We start from the raw sequence: 17,908 nt of genomic DNA on the forward strand, positions 1-17,908 counted from the left end.
GGGCCGTCGTCGCACACCCGTAGAGCTATCCGCGGCCGTGTACTAGCCTCGGGCAGACCGGCAGGCACACGGCTCGGGCTGCGTCCTGCCGTAGCCTCGGGGTCCTCTCGCGCCGAGCGGGAATGAAAGGGCGTACCGCGATGCATAACAACCGCGAACTGGTGGAAGCCCGGATCAGCAGGTTCCTCCGTGACCGCCTCACCGGGAGTATCTGGCGGGACCGGCGTCCGGCGGACCTCACCGCCCTGGACCTGCCCGGTGAACCCGAGCCCTTCGAGGTGGCCGTGGTCGGGCAGTTCACGCCGTTCAGCACCGGCACCTCCTGGGGCGCCCCGTGGGGCACCACCTGGTTCCACGTTTCCGGCACGGTGCCGGCGGACTGGGAGCTGCAGGACGGGGACCGCCCGGAGCTGCTCCTGGATCTGGGCTTCAGCGACGGCGGCCCGGGATTCGGGGCCGAGGCACTGGTCTACCGGCCGGATGGCAGCATCGTAAAAGCCGTGGAACCGCGGAACCTGCACATTCCTCTGCCGCGGGAACCCGGGATGCCCTTCGGGTTTTATGTCGAAGCTGCATCGAATCCCAACGTGGCAGCGGGATTCAGTTTCGCGCCGACACCGCTGGGTGACCGGAGGACGGCGGGGACCGCGCCGCTCTACATCTTTCGTTCCGCTGACGTGGCCGTGCTGGACGCCGGTGTGTGGAACCTGGCCCGGGATTTTTGGACGCTGAACGGGCTGATGCATGAACTGCCGATGGACCTGCCCCGGCGGCACGAAATCCTGCGGGCGATGGAACGGGCCGTGACCGCCGTGGACCCCGCCGATGTTTCCGGAACAGCTGCTGCCGGGCGGCAGCAGCTGGCACGGGTCCTGTCTCTTCCTGCCTACGCCAGCGCACATCGGGTACACGCCGTCGGGCACGCGCACATTGACTCGGCCTGGCTGTGGCCGGTACGTGAAACGGTCCGGAAAGTGGCGCGCACGTTCGCCAACGTCCTGGAGCTGATGGACGCAGATCCGGAGTTCGTTTTCACGGCATCCTCGGCGCAGCAGTATGCCTGGCTGCAGGAGTACTACCCGGACCTGTTCGCCCGCGTGGCGGCGCGGGTGCGGGAGGGACGGTTTGTGCCCACCGGCGGTATGTGGGTTGAGTCGGACACCAATATGCCCGGCGGGGAGTCCCTGGCCCGCCAGTTCGTGGCGGGCAAGCGGTTCTTCATCGAGGAGTTCGGGGTGGACCCGGAGGTGGTGTGGCTGCCGGACTCCTTCGGCTACTCGGCGGCCCTGCCGCAGATTGCCCGGGCAGCGGGATCGCGCTGGTTCCTGACACAGAAGATCTCCTGGAATGAAACAAACACGATGCCGCATTCCACCTTCCTCTGGGAAGGCATCGACGGCACGCGGCTGTTCACCCATTTCCCGCCTGTGGACACCTACAACTCCGAATTGTCCGGGCGCGAACTGGCCCTGGCGCAGCGTCAGTTTGCCGAAAGAGGTTTCGCCAACACCTCCCTGATTCCCTTCGGCTGGGGCGACGGCGGGGGCGGTCCCACCCGGGAAATGCTTGCCGCCGCGTACCGCACGCAGTCCTTGGAGGGATCACCGTCGGTCCGGCTGTCCAGCCCGGAAAGGTTCTTTACCGCGGCCGAGGAGGAACTGGCTGATCCGCCGGTCTGGTCCGGGGAGCTCTACCTGGAATTCCACCGCGGCACTTACACCAGCCAGGCCAACACGAAGAAGGGCAACCGGCAAAGCGAGTCACTGCTGCGCGAGGTCGAAGTGTGGTGCACCGCCGCCGCCGTCGGTGCCGGTGCCGAGTACCCCTACCGGGAACTTGAAGAGGCCTGGCGGACGGTGCTGCTGCAGCAGTTCCACGACATCCTGCCGGGCACTTCGATTGCCTGGGTGCACCGGGAAGCGGAGCGGAACTATGCCCGGGTAGGCCGGCAGCTGACGGAACTGATCGGCACCGCGGCCCGGGCCCTGCTGGGATCCGGCAGCCGTACTGCGGTTCTGAACGCCGGGCCCTATCCGGTGCAGGGTGTGCCGGCATCCGGTGCCGGACCTGTCCCGGACCCGGGACTGTGGCGGTGGGAACCGTCCGGGGACGGCTGGAGCATCAGCAGCGGCAGGCTGGGGCTGCAGGTCAGTGCAGAGGGCCTGTTTACCTCCCTTGTGGAGTCCGGCTCCGGGCGGGAGGTTTTCCCGCCGGGACGCCCGGGCAACCTTTTCCAGCTTTTCCGGGACACCCCCAACCAGTGGGATGCCTGGGACCTGGATGCCCATTACCGGTTCAGCAGCACCGACCTGATGCAACCGGATGCCATGGGATCCGAGGACGGCGGACGGGTGCTGAGGATCGAGCGGAGCTTCGGTCATTCACGGATCACGGAGCGGGTGGCACTGAGCCCTGACGGATCGGCGGTGGACCTGGACCTTGAGGTGGACTGGCATGAGCGGCAGAAACTGCTCAAGCTCGCCTTCCCGCTGGACGTCCATGCTGACCGGGTGGCGTCGGAAATCCAGTTTGGGCACATCTTCCGGCCAACGCATGCAAACACGTCCTGGGACGCGGCACGGTTTGAAACCGTGGCGCACCGGTGGATTCACGTGGGGGAGCCCGGCTTCGGTGTTGCGGTGGCCAATGATTCGACGTACGGGCATGACACCTTCCGGGAGGTTTCGGACGGGAGGAGCTGCACCGTCCTGCGGCTTTCGCTGCTGCGCGCGCCGCTGTTCCCGGATCCGGACTCCGATCAGGGAGTACACCGGTTCCGGTATTCGCTGCGGCCGGCAGCGGAGATTCCCGACGCCGTGGCGGAGGGCTACCGGCTCAATCTTCCGTTGCGCACCGTCACCGGCATCGCTGCGGCGGATCTGCCGTCGCTGCTTACTACGGATAATCCTGCAGTGGTGGTGGAGACCGTGAAGCTGGCGGAGGACCGCAGCGGAGATGTGGTGGTCCGTCTCTACGAGGCACACGGCAGCCGGGCGGAGGCGCGGTTGCGGACGGGATTCGAGTACGTGGCCGCCTGGGCTGCCGATCTGCTGGAGCGTCCGGTGGAGTCGGAGGTGCTCTCCGGTGCAGCGTCGCGGGACTCCGACGCGGTGCTGCGGCTGCGGCCCTTTGAACTGGTCACCCTGCGATTCCGCCGGGACTGACGGACTGCCGCGCCTGCCCGTGGGGGAGCTGAGACCACAGCGGGCCCGGTGCCGGCTACTTTGCGATGTTCTCTTCCGCCACGCTCAGCAGCTGTTCCTCGTTGGTGCGCACGTCCACGGGGCGTTTGCCGGAGAGCTGCCGGTTGGGCGTGAAGAACCACAGCGCAATCTGTTCATCCGGCCAACCCGCGTAGCGACCCATCCGGATCACGTCCTTGACGGCGGGGATGACCCGGGCGCTCGCCGAATCGAACTGGAACCCTGGATACAGGAAGTGTTCGCCACGCTTTACGGCGAGAACACGTCCCTTCCCGGTCAGCTGCCTTGCCATGGCATTGGGCCCGCCTCCGAACCCCAGCCGCTGCGCTATCTCGGCCACGGTGAAAAGGCCGCCTTCACGCTCCATAACCTGCCACTGCTTCTCAGCTTCACGATCGGCGGCCGGGTTTTTGCCGGCACCGCGTTTCGCCGCCGGTGCAGTGCCCGGCACCGCCTTCTCGGAGCTGTGCCGCTGGGGTTGACGATCGTTCATGGCGGCAACGCTACCGCCGCTGTCCGGCCAGCGGCAGGGGAAGGGACAACATTGGTCCGGTAACCGTCCAGAGGCATGTCCCGGGCCGGCTACAGGCAGGCCCCGGGCAGCAGCGGCCGGGCAGATCCCAGGCGGCGCCCGGCCGCTTTCAGGCAGCGTCCGGGCGCTTTTCCCCCGCCTCTACGGCGGCGGGGATCCGGTTGCCCTCGACCGGCATGGGACAGGTGCCGAACTCGGTAAACGCGCTGGGATAGTTCACGGCCCGGTTGAAATCGAGGACCAGCGGACCGGCTGCCGCCCCGCCGTTGGGTGCCGGGAAAGTCAGGCTGCGCCACCCGGCCGTGGCAGCGCCGTTGGTCTCGTCATGGAAGGTCAGGTTGAGCCTGCCCGGTCCGGCCGCGCTGACCTGCAGGCGAAGCTCCGCAGCGGCTCCCGGCAGGGAAAACACCACTTCACCCACTGATCGCTGGGTTCCCGGGACCTGCGGATGGGCGGTGTGAATGGCCACGTCCACGGGCCGGGGGTAGGGCTCGAAGCGACCGGGGAGAACCCACCCGGGGGCATAGTCATAGACAGGCACTGAGCTGAAGGAAACTGCCACCGGTGATTCCGCATCCCGCGGGCGCACAGCGTAACGTCCGCCGCGCCTCGCCAGTTCCACAACCACGCGGTGGCCGTCCGGCCCGCCGTACCGGACCCACAGCAGCGACTCCTCATCGTCCAGGGATGCGGTGAACAGTCCGTCCACCGGCCGCCCGGTCTCCACAAACGCCACCCCGTCCCCGGGACGGGCGGCCAGGGCCGCTTGGTCACCGGTTGCGGACCACAATCCCGGCAGCGTGCCCAGGGCGGCAGGGGAGTCCGGCAGCCAATGGAAGCCGGTGAGGCTCAGCCATCCGTGGTCCTGCTTCAGGTCTGCTTCGCGCCGCTGCCGGAACATCTCCCATTCCCGCCGTGCCGTTGCTGCTTCTGTCTGGTCCACGAATCCTCCTCCGCCCTGCCGGTGCCGTTCTGTCCCAGCATGACCGATCACCCTGGCGCCGGTCATCTTTGGAGCGGCGGGCTGTTTCCTGCGGACTGTTCCCGGCGGGCAAAACCCGGTGGCTCCGGCCGGCGGGGATCAGGAGCTGCCCCGTGCATGGAAAACTGGAAGGATGCAGCCGTTCGACAAAGTTCAGCCCATTGTCCTGCTCGTGGATAAGTCCGAGCCTGCCGCCCACCGCGATGCCGTAGCGGCAGCCGCCGTGGCCAGTCTGCGGTCCTATGCGGCAACCCAGGACAGCCAGGCGTGGGAGAACTGGCTGTACGGACGGTTCACCAAGACCGTCCGCCGGGCTAATCCCAGTACCTTCGAGCGCCTGGCAGCCGAGGCGCCCTCGGGCCCAGTGTCCGTGGGACGGGCACAGGCCATTGCCTTCGAGCCGGTTACCTACGGGGAGATGCCGAAAAAGCTGGCCAAACTGCAGGTCTCCGGCACCCAGCTGCCCGATGAGCCGCCTGCACCTCAGCCGGATACTGCGCCCTGCGTCATCCTGAACCTGGATCTGGAGATGTCCACCGGCAAGGCGGCGGCACAGGCAGCCCATGCCCTGCTGTCCTGGTACCTGGCGCTGCCCCTCCCCGAGCAGCTCGCGTGGGAACACGCCGGCTGGCCGGCTGCGGTCCAATTCATCCCCGGCGCCCGGTTCACGGAGCTGGCGGCAGGGCCTGGGGCAGGGCCGTTGATTGTTGATGCGGGGATGACCGAAATAGCACCGGACACCGCCACGGCCTTTGTCGCCCGGGCGGACGCAGGTTCGGCCGCAGCCTCGACCGCCTGACGGACTGCCGCCGGGGTCCGTGATAGAAAGAGCCGATGAGCGAGACCCAGCGGACGCCGGCAAAAAACACCGGACGTGGGCGTCCGCTCCCGTTCTGGATGGTGCTCCTCGCGGTAATCCTGGTGGCAGTGAACCTGCGGCCCGGGGCGTCCTCAGTGGGTCCGGTGCTGGCCGAACTGCAGGCCGCGCTGGGATTGGACGCCACGGCTGCCGGTGTTTTGACCGCACTGCCCGGGCTGACGTTCGCGGCCGTGGGTGCCTTCGCTGTTGCCCTCTCACGCAGGACCGGAATCAACGGTGCCGTGGTCCTCGCCCTGGGTGTGGTGGCGGCGGGCCTGCTGGTGCGCGCCGTCGTCGGAACAGCGGTGCTGTTTATGCTGCTGACGGTGCTGGCCTTTGCCGGCATGGCCATCGGCAACATCCTGGTTCCCGCCTTCATCAAACGCCACGGCGGCAGGCGGCTTCCCCTCCTGAACTCCGTCTATGGCACCAGCCTGGCGCTGGGTGCCACCCTTCCACTGCTGTTCGGCGGCGTGCTGGCGGGTACGGGCCCTCAGGGCTGGCGGCTGAGCCTCGGGATCTGGGGCGCCGTGGCCCTGCTGGCCTTTATCCCGTGGGTTTTCCTGATGTGGCGGGCCGGACGGGATCCGGTGGCCACTGCCCGCAGGACGCGGACGGGGGCCAAAATGCGCTCCTCACGCATCGCCGTCGCCCTCAGCATTTTCTTCGGCGTGCAGTCAATGCATGCCTACGTCCAGTTCGGCTGGGCAGCCCAGATCTACCGGGACGCCGGACTCGGGCAGGGCCAAGCCGCGCTGATGGCAGCCATCATTGCCGGCTTGGGCATTCCCGGCGGGCTGCTTATGCCTGTCCTGGTGGCACGCTCACCGCGGCTGCGGTCCTACATTGTCGGACTCGGCATCTGTATGGTTGCCGGCTACTCGGGGCTGCTGCTGGCGCCGGACACCCTGCCCTGGCTCTGGGCCGTGTGCCTGGGAGTTGGCGGTTTCGCCTTCCCGACGGCGCTGGCGCTGATCACCGCCCGGTCCCGGGAGCCGCAGGTTACCGCACGGCTTTCCGGCTTCATCCAGCCGGTGGGCTACCTGCTGGCGGCCATGGGTCCCTTCGCCATCGGTGCCCTCCACGACATTTCCGGCAGCTGGACGCTGCCGCTGGCGCTGCTGATCGCTTCGGCGGCGGTGATGGTTGGCGCGGGAATCATCGCGGCCGCTCCCGGGTACGTTGACGACGAACTGGCTAGCGGAGGTACGAAGCCCCGTTCACGTCAATGATGGTGCCGCTCACCCACTCCGGGGCGTCACCGGCCAGCCACAGGACCGCGGCAGCGACCTCTTCGGGTTCGGCCACGCGGTTGAACGGACTCTGTGCACGGATGGCGACGCCACTCTCTCCTTCCAGTGCCGGGCGGCCCATCCGGGTGTCCACGAAGCCGGGGGCAACGGCGGTGGAGACTATTCCGTGCGGCGCCAGCGCCACGGCCAGTGACTGGGTGAGGGCATGCAGGCCGGCTTTGCTGGCTGCGTAGGCCGGCGTCTCGGCTTCGCCGCGGAACGCGCCGCGGGAGCCAACATTCACAATCCGGCCGCGGCCGCCCCCGCCGTCCTGCGGGCGGTTGATCAGGTGGTCCGCCATCAGCCAGCTCAGGTTCGCGGGAGCAAACAGGTTGAGGTTCATGGTCTGCTGCCACACATCCTGCCAGTTGGCATAGGAGGTGCCCGGCACAGGATGGGGCCGGTAGGTTCCGGCGTTGTTCACGAGCACATCCAGCCCACCCAACCGGTCAGCAGCCTCCCGGAAGACCCGTGCGCATTCGGCCGCAGTGGAGAGATCCCCGATGACGACGGTGTGGCCGCTGCCGGGCAGGGAAGCTGCCACCTTGCCCGCCGCCTCGGCGTCATGACCGGCGTGGACCGCCACGCGGTGACCGGCTCCCGCAAGTGCGGCTGCAATGGCTGAACCGATGCCCCGGCCGGCGCCGGTGACCAGGCTGTGTGTACTCATGCACGCGAGCGTACCGGGCCGGGTCTAACCACAGGTATATGTGACGCCGTCCACGAAATGCTCACCCGGGCCCAGGTCATTGCAGACCTCAACCAGATGCGCGATCACGGTAAAGAAGAAGATCCCGAAAATGATCGTTCCGAGGATGGACAGGATCGAGAGCACAATACCGATGACCGCGGGGATGTTTCCCATGTTGGCCCGGCGGGATTTACGCAGGCCCAGGATGCTCACGATCAGGCCCGCAATGTTGGCCACGGGGAAAAATGCCAGCACCAGGCCCACAACGCCCAGCACCATTCCCGGATTTTGCGGGGGCTGTCCGTAGGGCTGGACGGGATAGCCCGGCTGGCCGGGCTGCTGGCCGGGGTAACCCGGTTCCCGGCCGGCGGTCTGCCCGGGATATTCCCCGGGCGGAAGGGGTGGGGGCTGCTGCGGAGGCGTGCCCCGCCCCTCGGGATCCTGCCCGCCGCCGTTCTCCTGATACTGGCTCACCTGGTGCCACCCTTCCCTACCCTTATTCCGGTTGCCTATTCCGGTTGCCGGGCCCAGAGTAGCGCCGCGCCGGCCCGGTGGCCCGGGTAACCGGTGGCGGATACTGCCGGCGGGGGCGGATACTGCCGGCGGGCAGGTTCAAACTTCCTGTGGCCGGTCAGCCTCCAGCAACCGGATGAGGGTGGCGGAGTCATAGGGGCCGTGGTGCCGCCGGTTGCCGATGAAGAAGGTGGGCGTGCCGTGCAGGTCCATGGACTCGGCGTCCAGGGCATCATCCAACACCCGGTTACGGATGTCTGCTGAGCGCAGGTCCGCTTCGAACCGGTCCGGATCCAGCCCCAGGGTCTCTGCCGCCGTGAGCAGATCTTCAGGGTCCAGCTGCTCCTGATGTTCGAAAAGGTAGGCGCTGTAGGGAAAGAACTGTCCCTGCCGATGTGCCGCTTCGGCCGCCTCTGCCGCGGCAACCGCGTGCGGGTGCACCCGCGTCAGTGGCAAATGCCGCCAGACGTAGCGCAGCTCGGAGCCAAAGTGGCGGCGCACCTCGGAGATGGCGCCTGTGGCACGGCTGCAGAACGGGCACTCGTAATCACCGTATTCCACCAGGGTCAGCGGTGCGTCCGGGTTGCCGGCAACATGGTCCCGGGAAGCATCAACGGGTCTGGCCAGGACCTGTCCGGGAGGAACAGCGGGGCTCCGTTCCACAATCCTGAAGATGAGGGTACCCGCGGCGAATGCCAGCACCGATGCGGCCAGGACACCCACGCGTGCCTCGTTCTGCACGGCGGGGTCCGGGATGGCGAGACCGATGATGAACAGGGAAATGGTGAAGCCGATACCGGAAAGGGCAGCCCCGCCGGCAATCCGTCCCAGTGTCAGGCCGGGACCGAATTCCCCGGCGCCCAATCTGCGCAGCACCGCGGAAGCACCGAAAATGCCAAGGAATTTTCCCAGCACCAGACCGCAGATGATGCCCCAGACCAGGGGCGAGGTCACGGCGGATGCCACCGTGGAGCGGTCAAGCCGCACACCGGCATTGGCAAGGGCGAACAGCGGCAGGATGGCGTAATTGACGTAGGGCGTGTACGCGCCGTGCAACCGCTCGTTGATGGAAATGGACTCGCGAAGCCCGGACGCCGCCGCCCGGGCATACCCCGAATTGGGGGACTGGCGGAAGACCTGTGCCAGCTGCACCGCATCTTCAACCTCCCGCCGGCCCGGCTGGAAAACGGGAACCAGCAGGGCAATGCCTACACCGGCCAGCGTTGGATGCACCCCGGACGCGTAGAACGCCAGCCAGGTGAGCACCGCCAACCCTGCGTAGGCGGGACCCCGCCCGGCGGGCAGGTACCGGGCGCAGTACACCGCGGCCAGCCCGAGCAGGGCCAGCAGCAGCGGCACCCACTCCAGCCGCGCCGTATAGACCAGGGCAATGATGCTCAGTGCGGCGACATCATCCACCACCGCCAGGGTCAGCAGGAAAATCCGCAGCCGGCCGGGGAACCGGGGGCCGGCAATGGCCAGTGCCCCGAGCAGGAAGGCCGTGTCGGTGGAGATGACAACGCCCCACGCGGCGGCGTTGCCGGTGCCGGCGGTGAACAGCAGGAAAATCAGTGCCGGCACCAGCAGACCCGCGGCAGCAGCAGCCACCGGAACCGCTGCCCGGGCACGGTTGGTCAGCTCCCCGAGGGCGAACTCCCGCCGCACCTCCAGGCCCACCACAAAAAAGAACACGGCCATCAGCGCATCATTGACCAGTTCCCGGAAGGTCAGCTCCAGAACCATGCCGCCGGCACGCAGTTCGGCGGTGGAGTGCCAGAACTCCTCATAGGAGGCCGCGAACGGTGCATTCGCCCAAGCCACCGCCAGCACGGTGGCCAGTAGCAGCAGGGCTGCAGGCCGTTTGTCCGCAGACCCGCCGCCAGACGGTGCCGCGAGGCTGGTGGACCGGCCTGAACGGCGGGGCACCGGGAGCCTAGAGCCCTGAGGGGACCGGCTGCACCAGTTTGCCGTGCAGCCGGCCGGCCAGGTCCGTGGTCAGCCCGCCCGCACGCAGCACCCCGGTGATCCCGCCGGAATGTGAGTCCAGAACGGCGAGCATGGTCCGCATTGCCGCCGGATGGGCGGCCAGCACGGGGTGGTCCAGGGGAATGTCTGCGCCGGCGCTGAGCTCGGCAAGGCCCATCCTCCGGTAAACCTCCGGCATGCGGTCCTGGGTCAGGGAGTAGTCATCGGCAATGTCCTCGGGATCGGCACCCAGCACGGCGAGCAGGGCGGCTGCAAACATCCCGGTCCGGTCCTTGCCGGCAGCGCAGTGGAACAGCACCGTGCCGGGGGCATCGGCCACCGCCTCCAGTCCCCGGACAAGGGCTTCCTTCCGGCCGGTAAAGATTTTGGCGTACCACTGGCCCACATGCTCGGGGGTGCGGACGGACGCAAGGAACTGTCCGGCCAGCTCCGGGGGCGCGGCCTCCGCATCGGTCAGGGGCAGCGCCAGATACCGGAGCGGATGATCCGCCGACGGGCCGCGTCCGGTGCGCTGCGCCTCCTGCGCGGAACGCAGGTCGATGATGGTGGACAGGCCCGCCTCCACCAGCTCGGCGACCTGGGCGGGTGTGGTGGTGGCGACGTCGTCCGAGCGCAGGACAAGGCCGGGGCGGATGCGTCCGCCCCGGACCGGGATACCGCCCAGGTCACGCAGATTCGCCAGCGGGGCTGGAGCGGGGGCGGACGCAGAGGCTGGACGGGTTGCTTCGGACATGGGCGGGTTTTCCTTCCGGCAACGGTGGCGCGCCCGGCTGTGGCTGGGGCCGTGGAACGTTTGGGACCATCTTAGGACCGCTTGGAAAAGTGTGCGCGGACACCCGAGTATGAGGCACGGCTCACAGGGAGATAGGGTGAATTGATCAAGTTCTCTGAAAGGCCCTCTCCATGCACCGTCGCATTGCCCATCCCGGACTCCAAAACCTCGTTATGTCAGCAGAGCAGGCCGCGGCCATGATCAGGCCGGGAATGACGGTGGCCATGAGCGGCTTCACCGGGGCGGGGTATCCCAAGGCCGTGCCGGGGGCGCTCGCAGCCCAGATGGAAGCGGCGCATGCCAGGGGCGAAGACTTTCAGATCAAGGTGCTGACCGGGGCCTCCACTGCGCCGGAACTGGACGGTGTCCTGGCCAAGGCCGGCGGCATGGAGCTGCGCCTGCCCTACCAGTCCGATCCCACGCTGCGGAAGCGGATCAACGACGGCGAACTCGAGTACATCGACATCCACCTCGGCCACGTGGCCCAGTACACCTGGTTCGGGTTCTACGGGCACGTGGACCTGGCCGTCATCGAGGTGGTGGGCATCAATGAGGACGGCAGCCTCATCCCCTCCTCCTCGGTGGGAAACAACAAAACCTGGATTGAGCAGGCGGACAAGATCATCCTCGAGGTCAATCTCCAGCAGCCCGAGGCCATGGACGGCATGCACGACGTCTACTACGGCACGGCACTGCCGCCGCACCGCAAGCCCATCATGCTGGTGAACCCGGATGACCGGATCGGCGAGCCGTACCTGCGCCTGGACCCGGAGAAGGTCATTGCCGTGGTGGAAACCGACGCCCCGGACCGGATGACGCCCTTTGCCGCCCCGGATGAAACCTCCCAGCAGATTGCCGGGCACCTGCTGGACTTCTTCGACAGCGAGATCAAGGCCGGACGGCTGACGGATAAGCTGCTGCCCCTGCAGTCCGGGGTAGGCAACATTGCCAACGCCGTGCTCGCCGGGCTTTCCACAGCGGGTTACACCGGACTGACGGCGTACACCGAGGTGATCCAGGACGGCATGCTGCACCTGATCCGCGACGGCGTCATCCGCGTGGCGTCAGCAACGTCCTTCTCGCTGAGCCCGGCCGGAATCGAGGAGTTCAACTCCAACATCGACTTCTACCGCGAACGGATCATCCTGCGCACCCAGGAGATTTCCAACCATCCCGAGCTGATCCGCCGGCTGGGCTGCATTGCCATGAACGGGATGATCGAAGCGGACATCTACGGCAACGTGAACTCCACCCACGTGGCCGGCACTGCCATGATGAACGGCATCGGCGGGTCCGGGGACTTTGCCCGCAACGGCTTCCTCTCCGCCTTTATGTCCCCTAGCACCGCGAAGGGCGGAAAGATTTCCGGCATTGTGCCCATGGCGGCACACGTGGACCACACCGAGCACGACACGATGCTCATCATCACCGAGCGCGGGCTCGCGGATCTGCGCGGACTTTCACCCAAGCAGCGTGCCCGCACGATCATTGAAAAGTGCGCCCACCCGGACTTCCAGCCCCTGCTGCAGGACTACTTCGACCGCGCCAGCCGGGAGAGCTTCGGCAAGCACACTCCGCACCTGCTCGATGAATCCCTGTCCTTCCATCACCGTTTTGTGGAAACCGGCACGAGCCTGCCGGCAACGGCAGGCCTCTAGGCCAGGTGTCGCGGCGGGTCAGCTCCCGCCGCGCAGCCGGTCCAGTTCGCGGCGGTCCCGCTTGGTGGGACGGCCGGCACCGCGGTCCCGGACCGGAATTCCGAGCGCAGGAACGGCGGGGCGCGGCGGGGTATGGTCCACAAAACAGTGCGACGCCGCCTCGGCCCCCACACGCTTGCTGATCAGCTGGCGGACTTCCAGGATCCGTTCAAAGCCGGGCTGGCGCACCCTGATGGTGTCCCCGGGCTGCACGGAATGCGCCGCCTTGGCCGGGCTGCCGTTCAGCCGGACGTGGCCGGCGCGGCAGGCTGCGGTGGCAGCGGAACGGGTTTTGTAGGCGCGTATCGCCCACAGCCAGGCGTCGAGCCGTACGGTCTTGGAAGTGCTTGCTGGAATGCTCATGGAGCCTCCGAGTCTAACGAAGTCCGCGCAGCTTGGCGGCGTCCTCCAGGGACTGCTGCTGATGCGCGTTCACCACGCTTCCCGGCACCGGACCCGCTGCGGGCGGGGCAAAACCGCCCGTGTCCTGCCCGCCGGCCAGCATGCGGCGCACTTCGGCGGGTGTGTAGGGGACGGGAACCCGGGTATGCGCCACGGCATGGCAGGTGGGGCAGAGCGGCACCAGATCAGACACCGGGTCCAGCTCATACCCGTCGGACAGATCTGCTCCGGGGAGAAGATGGTGGATCTGCAGCACGTGTTCCGCGCCCGGGCCGTAACGCTCCCGCGGCACGATTCCGCAGGCGGCGCAGGAGCCGCCGTGAAAGGCCAGGCACACCCGGCGCGCGGCGGCGTCATGCTCATAGCGGTTCACCGGCCGGGCAGAGCGGACCCGCGGGTCCGTGGTGCCGGGCAGGGGAGCGAGCGGATCCGTGTGGGCGAGGTCCAGTGATGCCAGATGTACCGACCATGCCCGCCGCAGCGGCGGAAGGCCCGCAGGCGGAACGGTTCCACCGGTCCTCAGCGCGCCCCAGCCGACTTCGGGTACGGCGGTCCGGAGATCAGCGACCGGCAGGTGTTCCCCCAGCGGCAGCAGGAGGTCAAAGCGGATCTGCCCTGCCCCGGCACTGCCTGCTGCCGGGCCTCCCGTCGCGTCTGCCTCGCCCGGGACGAATCCATGCCCCAGCAGCCCGCCGCCGGCAGTGCTTCCGGCGGCAAACAGCCACACCTCGTCACCCGGAGCTGCCGGTGCCTGCAGGTTCTGCGCCGGAGGGCAACGCCAGGAGGATTCTCCGGTGGCAGCCACGGCGGCGACAGCCGGCCCGTAGCCGCTCGCCCAGGCATCCGGCCTGCCGGTATCCCAGACCAGCAGGACCGAACGCACCGTTAGCGCGGCTGGTAGGTCAGGCAGTCGGCCATTTCCGCGCCCGGCCCCACCCGTACGTCATGTGCATCACACATCAGGTGATTGTTGAACGCGCACTCATTGCGCTGGCAGGCGCCCACCTGGGCCAGGACCTTTGGCAGCCCGCCGGTTGCCGAGGTATCGATAAAGGTGGAGCAACTGGCATGGTCACGTGTCCCGCCCACGGTGATCGCGTAGGCGGTGCACCCGTCGTGGTTGAAGTCGCAGTTCGAAACGGCGCAGTCCTGCACATGGGCAACATGATCGGTCATGATTCCTCCAGCGGGTATCCGGTGTGGCGGGGTATCTTTCCGTGCCTGGCTTTCGAACGTACCACCGTGGCAGCTGAATAATTAGGGCGAATTTGCTGCACCTATTTCCCGTCGGAGCCCTGGCCGGCCGGGGAGTGCATACCGGCGTCGTTTTGTTGTGCGGCGCCGGGGTTGGGTAGAACGGGAGTATGACCGCAACGCAGGCCGCACAGGTGGCCCACAGCATCCGCAGCAGAGCCGAAGCGGAGGGTCTGGTCCTGGATGATGCCCAGCTGGCGGTATTGCCGGCGCTATCCGCAGCCGCTGCCGCAGCTCTCTCCCTGGACCCGGCACCGGGTTCTGCATCGCTGTACCTGTGGGGTCCTCCCGGACGGGGTAAAACCTGGCTGCTGGACGCCCTGTATGACGGTGTTGATGTTCCGGAGAAGCGGCGCCTGCATTTCCATGATTTCTTTCGTGAACTCCATGAGCGGGTTTTCCAGGGTTACGGTGCTCCCGGCTACCGGAAGGACTCGGCCTTTGCAGCAGCCCTGGAGCAGATGCTGGGGTCGGTGCGGCTGCTGTGTTTTGATGAATTCCACGTCAACGACCCGGCGGATGCCGCATTCATCACCCGGATGCTGCGTACCGTCCTGGACCGCGGGATAGTCCTGGCAGCTACCTCAAACTACGCTCCCCAGGAGTTATTGCCGGATCCGATGTTCCACCATCTGTTTGAACCGGGCATCGCCATGATCACCGATCAGCTGCAGGTCCTGGCATTGGACGGGAACGTGGATTACCGCGACAGGCCGCGGGACGGGGCCAAGGCCGGGTTCGCCGCCGGGCACCACCTGCGCCAAGCTAACCCGGAGTCCCTCGCCTGGGCAGGACTGGTGCCGCCCGCCCACGGAGAGTCGGTGACGCTCACCCCCGGCAGCCGGGCGCTGCGGGCCCTGCGCGCTGCGTCCGGGCAGCTGTGGTTCGACTTCGAGGATCTCTGCCACGCACAGTCGGCCACCTCTGACTATCTGCAGCTCTCGCGGACCTACCCGCACTGGGTGATTTCCTCCGTGCCATCCACCGCGGGCTCGAACCCGTACGGCTGGCAGCGGTTCGGGAACGTAGTGGACGTGCTTTACGACGGCGGCTGCCGGTTGGACGTTATCGGGCTGCCGGATTATTCCGGCGTCTTTCCCGGAACGGCGCACCCCACTGACCTGGCCAGGATCAGAAGCAGGTTCGGGATGCTGCAGCGGAAGCCCACCGACGCGGACTAGGCCTCGGTCTCTGCTGTTTGGCTGGCCTCAGTGAGCTTCTGCCGGGCCTTTTCCGCAGCCCGGCGTGCCGCCCGGGCCGTACGCCGGGCGTTGTCCCGAACGCGTTCGAGCCTGCCGGATTGCCGGTCCACGGAAGCGACCTCCCGCTCCAGGGTCCGGATACGTTCGCGGAGCTCATCAATCTCATCGGTAAGGTCATCCCGCCGGGCGGCGGATTCCTCGACGTCCCGCTGGGCCGCGTCCAGGGCGTCCTGCGCTTCCTGCTCCCCGGCCTCCGCTTCCTCGAGATGCTGCCGGGCTTTTTCCACGGCACGCTCGGCCGCGGCCCGGCGCCGCCGCGCCGCGGCGCTGTCGGTTACGGCGCTCTTTCCGGGTGTGCCCTGGCCCGATGTGCCGGCGTCCGGTCCGCGTCCCCGGCCGGGACGGAGCCCCTCTCCGTGCTTCACCGAGCCTGCATCCGCGACCGCGTCCTGGAGCTCCACCTCCTCCCAGCCGCTGGCCTGGAGCGACCGGACGAGCTGACCGCTGGCCACGACGTCGGACGCAGCCGCATCGGCCATCGCAGCCCACAGCGTCTGTTCCGCTTCGGCCGCGATGCCTTCGCTGACCGGGTGGTCCAGCTCGGCGGCCAGCTCGCGGGCATCCCGGATAATCGCCCGCAGCAGCCGCTGGCGTTCAACGCTGAGCCTGCGCAGCTGCTTCTGGTCCAGATCCTCCTGTGCCTCGCGCAGCGCCGCCCCGAGTTCCAGGACGCCGTCCAGTTCCTCCCTACGCCGGTGGGCCAGCAGGTTTACCAGCCACGCAGCCATGGACGGTTTCGGCAGCCGCTTGATCCGTTGGGCGAGGTCTTTGTTGCCATCACGTCCTGCCGCAGCGGACCTGGCATTCCGGGCCGCCGTGAAATCCGAGGGCAGCAGTGCGTAAAGCTCTGCGATAACTTCGCCCAGCCCCGGAGTTTCCTGCGGATGCTTCGCAGGCGACGTCACCCGAAGACTCCGAACCGTCCCAGCGCCACCAGCAGGGACAGGACCATGAGGATTGCCGCCAGCGCTATGCGGTTCCGTTCCCCGCGGCGCATATGGACAAAGATGGCCAGCGCCATCAGCACGGTCAGCCCTGAAGCGGCCAATGGCGTTAGTAGGGGAAGGGTCCCGGTTGCCTCGGGGACAACCAGCCCCACGGCAGCCAGTACTTCCAATATGCCGATGAGTTTTACGGTGGCCGGCGGGAAATCCTCCGGCCAGCGCAGGTTCTCGGCCAGCCGTTTATGGCGCTGGGTAATCTTCATAAAACCGACGCCGGCAAAAAGTAACGCCAGGACCAGCTGGACGAGCCATAGGACCAGAGACAGCATGGATGGGCGACTTTCTCGGTAAAAGGGTCAGGGACGGCGCAGGAACCGCCGTGAAACCATAACAACCCAAGCATGGTCTGCAGCCGGGGAACTGCGCAATAACGGGCGTGGCGCGGCCGCCGTGCCGCGGGCCCGTAAGGGGTGTCTGCGGCTGTCATCAGGCCCTCAGACTGCCGGGCACGGCCGTGCTGGAGCGCACCACAAACTCCGTGGGATAGAACCCCGATTCCCACAGCGGGTCCGTCGGTTCGTTCTGCATCAGCGCCAGGACCGCTGCCACCGCGGCGGCGCCCTGCCCAACGGGGTCCTGGCCAATGGTGGTGAGGCCGAAGACCTCACCCATATCGTGCCCGTCGATCCCGATCACTGAAAGATCCTCCGGGACCCGGAGCCCCAGTTCGCGGGCTGCGAGGATGGCACCCACGGCAATTTCATCCGCGGCGCAGAAAACCGCGGTGGGCCGCACATCCGGCCGGGCGAGGAGGGCCTTGGCGGCCCGGAACCCGCCGGCAACTGAGAACTCGGCACTGGAGATCCAGCTTGCCTCCGGAGTCAGCCCGGCGTCCCGCATAGCGGATTCGTAGCCGTTGCGCCGGGTGCCGCCGAGCTGGAAATCCCGTTCCAGCTCCTCCCCGCCGCCGATGTGCGCAATGCGGGTGTGCCCCAGGGAGATCAGATGCCGGGTGGCCAGGGAGGAGATACCGGCGTCATCCACCCGGATGGTGGTGGTGCCGGGCAGCGGGCCGCCGATGGCCACGATGGGCTTATCCACGGCCCGAAGCTGGGCCAATTCCTCCTCGGTCAGCCGCAGGGCGACCGTGATCACTGCATCCACCCGCTTGCGCCGGAGCATCTCAGTGAGCACGCTTTCCCGGTGGCCGGGCCCGTCGCTGGTGTTGTACAGCGTTAGGTCATAGCCTGCCTCGATCAGCGCCGAGGCAGCTCCTTCCAGCACCTGGGCAAAGTACCAGCGGCCGACGCTGGGCATCACCACTCCCACATTGCGGGTACGCCCCGAGGCGAGGGAGGAGGCGTTGTAGGAAATGACAAAACCCAGTTCCTCGGCAGCACCGAGCACCCGTTGGCGCGTCGCTTCCGAAACGGCGCCGTTGCCGCTGAGCGCGCGGGAAACGGTCGCCGAGGAGACGCCGGCGCGGGCGGCTACCTCTTTGATTCCTGGCAAGGTTTCC

17 protein-coding genes are annotated in these 17,908 nt (G+C 67.4%); 5 read left to right on the plus strand and 12 right to left on the minus strand.

The features are described from left to right. Positions 1 to 140: 140 nt before the first annotated feature. Complete coding sequence (locus MUK71_RS02710; protein WP_227929218.1) at positions 141 to 3,164, plus strand: alpha-mannosidase; 3,024 nt, start codon at positions 141 to 143, stop codon at positions 3,162 to 3,164. A 55-nt stretch (positions 3,165 to 3,219) separates the two neighbouring features. Here the strand turns inward: MUK71_RS02710 and MUK71_RS02715 are convergent, their stop codons facing one another. Both MUK71_RS02715 and MUK71_RS02720 read right to left on the minus strand, forming a co-directional pair. Next, entirely contained in the window at positions 3,220 to 3,696 is a 477-nt protein-coding gene (locus MUK71_RS02715; protein ID WP_227905679.1) for a hypothetical protein, read from the minus strand. A gap of 148 nt (positions 3,697 to 3,844) precedes the next feature. Continuing rightward, positions 3,845 to 4,678, minus strand: coding sequence for a DUF1684 domain-containing protein (locus MUK71_RS02720; RefSeq protein ID WP_227929217.1), 834 nt, complete (start codon positions 4,676 to 4,678; stop codon positions 3,845 to 3,847). A 172-nt stretch (positions 4,679 to 4,850) separates the two neighbouring features. Between MUK71_RS02720 and MUK71_RS02725 the strand changes: the two genes are divergently transcribed. Together MUK71_RS02725 and MUK71_RS02730 are read left to right on the plus strand one after the other, a co-directional pair. After that, positions 4,851 to 5,516 (plus strand): peptidyl-tRNA hydrolase, encoded by a 666-nt coding sequence (locus tag MUK71_RS02725; RefSeq protein ID WP_227929216.1) that lies wholly within the window; start codon positions 4,851 to 4,853, stop codon positions 5,514 to 5,516. 35 nt (positions 5,517 to 5,551) lie between these two features. Continuing rightward, entirely contained in the window at positions 5,552 to 6,808 is a 1,257-nt protein-coding gene (locus MUK71_RS02730; protein WP_227929215.1) for an MFS transporter, read from the plus strand. Here the strand turns inward: MUK71_RS02730 and MUK71_RS02735 are convergent. The 4 genes from MUK71_RS02735 to MUK71_RS02750 all read right to left on the minus strand — a co-directional run bounded on the left by MUK71_RS02735 (position 6,774) and on the right by MUK71_RS02750 (position 10,791). Beyond that, entirely contained in the window at positions 6,774 to 7,538 is a 765-nt protein-coding gene (locus tag MUK71_RS02735) for an SDR family NAD(P)-dependent oxidoreductase (RefSeq protein WP_227929214.1), read from the minus strand. The two genes, MUK71_RS02730 and MUK71_RS02735, sit on opposite strands and share 35 nt — an antisense overlap. A gap of 24 nt (positions 7,539 to 7,562) precedes the next feature. Then, the gene (locus MUK71_RS02740) at positions 7,563 to 8,033 is read right to left on the minus strand and encodes a hypothetical protein (protein WP_244802816.1); all 471 of its coding nucleotides are present in this window, start codon (positions 8,031 to 8,033) and stop codon (positions 7,563 to 7,565) included. Between the two features lie 138 nt (positions 8,034 to 8,171). Beyond that, entirely contained in the window at positions 8,172 to 9,998 is a 1,827-nt protein-coding gene (gene nhaA, locus MUK71_RS02745) for a Na+/H+ antiporter NhaA (RefSeq protein WP_227905691.1), read from the minus strand. Positions 9,999 to 10,005: 7 nt separating this feature from the next. Next, positions 10,006 to 10,791, minus strand: a complete 786-nt coding sequence (locus MUK71_RS02750; RefSeq protein ID WP_227905694.1) for a tyrosine-protein phosphatase — start codon at positions 10,789 to 10,791, stop codon at positions 10,006 to 10,008. A 170-nt stretch (positions 10,792 to 10,961) separates the two neighbouring features. On the opposite strand from MUK71_RS02750, the gene scpC reads away from it, so the two are divergent. Further along, positions 10,962 to 12,488 (plus strand): succinyl-CoA:acetate CoA-transferase ScpC, encoded by a 1,527-nt coding sequence (gene scpC, locus MUK71_RS02755; protein WP_227905696.1) that lies wholly within the window; start codon positions 10,962 to 10,964, stop codon positions 12,486 to 12,488. Positions 12,489 to 12,506: 18 nt separating this feature from the next. Here the strand turns inward: scpC and MUK71_RS02760 are convergent, their stop codons facing one another. The 3 genes from MUK71_RS02760 to MUK71_RS02770 are packed head-to-tail and all read right to left on the minus strand — an operon-like array spanning position 12,507 to position 14,105. Next, complete coding sequence (locus MUK71_RS02760; RefSeq protein ID WP_227905698.1) at positions 12,507 to 12,890, minus strand: RNA-binding S4 domain-containing protein; 384 nt, start codon at positions 12,888 to 12,890, stop codon at positions 12,507 to 12,509. A 13-nt stretch (positions 12,891 to 12,903) separates the two neighbouring features. Then, a complete protein-coding gene (locus tag MUK71_RS02765; RefSeq protein ID WP_227929212.1) occupies positions 12,904 to 13,812 on the minus strand; it encodes an HNH endonuclease in 909 nt (302 codons plus the stop codon). 2 nt (positions 13,813 to 13,814) lie between these two features. Further along, positions 13,815 to 14,105: a DUF1540 domain-containing protein gene (locus tag MUK71_RS02770; protein ID WP_227905704.1), complete on the minus strand. Its 291-nt coding sequence runs from the start codon at positions 14,103 to 14,105 to the stop codon at positions 13,815 to 13,817. A gap of 188 nt (positions 14,106 to 14,293) precedes the next feature. On the opposite strand from MUK71_RS02770, the gene zapE reads away from it, so the two are divergent. Continuing rightward, positions 14,294 to 15,364: a cell division protein ZapE gene (zapE, locus tag MUK71_RS02775; protein ID WP_227905706.1), complete on the plus strand. Its 1,071-nt coding sequence runs from the start codon at positions 14,294 to 14,296 to the stop codon at positions 15,362 to 15,364. Here zapE and MUK71_RS02780 read toward each other — a convergent pair. The 3 genes from MUK71_RS02780 to MUK71_RS02790 all read right to left on the minus strand — a co-directional run bounded on the left by MUK71_RS02780 (position 15,361) and on the right by MUK71_RS02790 (position 17,901). After that, positions 15,361 to 16,350 (minus strand): hypothetical protein, encoded by a 990-nt coding sequence (locus MUK71_RS02780; RefSeq protein ID WP_227929211.1) that lies wholly within the window; start codon positions 16,348 to 16,350, stop codon positions 15,361 to 15,363. The genes zapE and MUK71_RS02780 overlap by 4 nt on opposite strands. Further along, a complete protein-coding gene (locus MUK71_RS02785) occupies positions 16,347 to 16,718 on the minus strand; it encodes a DoxX family protein (RefSeq protein WP_227905710.1) in 372 nt (123 codons plus the stop codon). Before MUK71_RS02785 ends, MUK71_RS02780 begins: the two co-directional genes overlap by 4 nt. Positions 16,719 to 16,875: 157 nt before the next feature. Beyond that, a complete protein-coding gene (locus MUK71_RS02790) occupies positions 16,876 to 17,901 on the minus strand; it encodes a LacI family DNA-binding transcriptional regulator (protein ID WP_227905713.1) in 1,026 nt (341 codons plus the stop codon). Positions 17,902 to 17,908: the final 7 nt, after the last annotated feature.

Source organism: Arthrobacter zhangbolii, from assembly GCF_022869865.1.
Taxonomy (GTDB): domain Bacteria; phylum Actinomycetota; class Actinomycetes; order Actinomycetales; family Micrococcaceae; genus Arthrobacter_B; species Arthrobacter_B zhangbolii.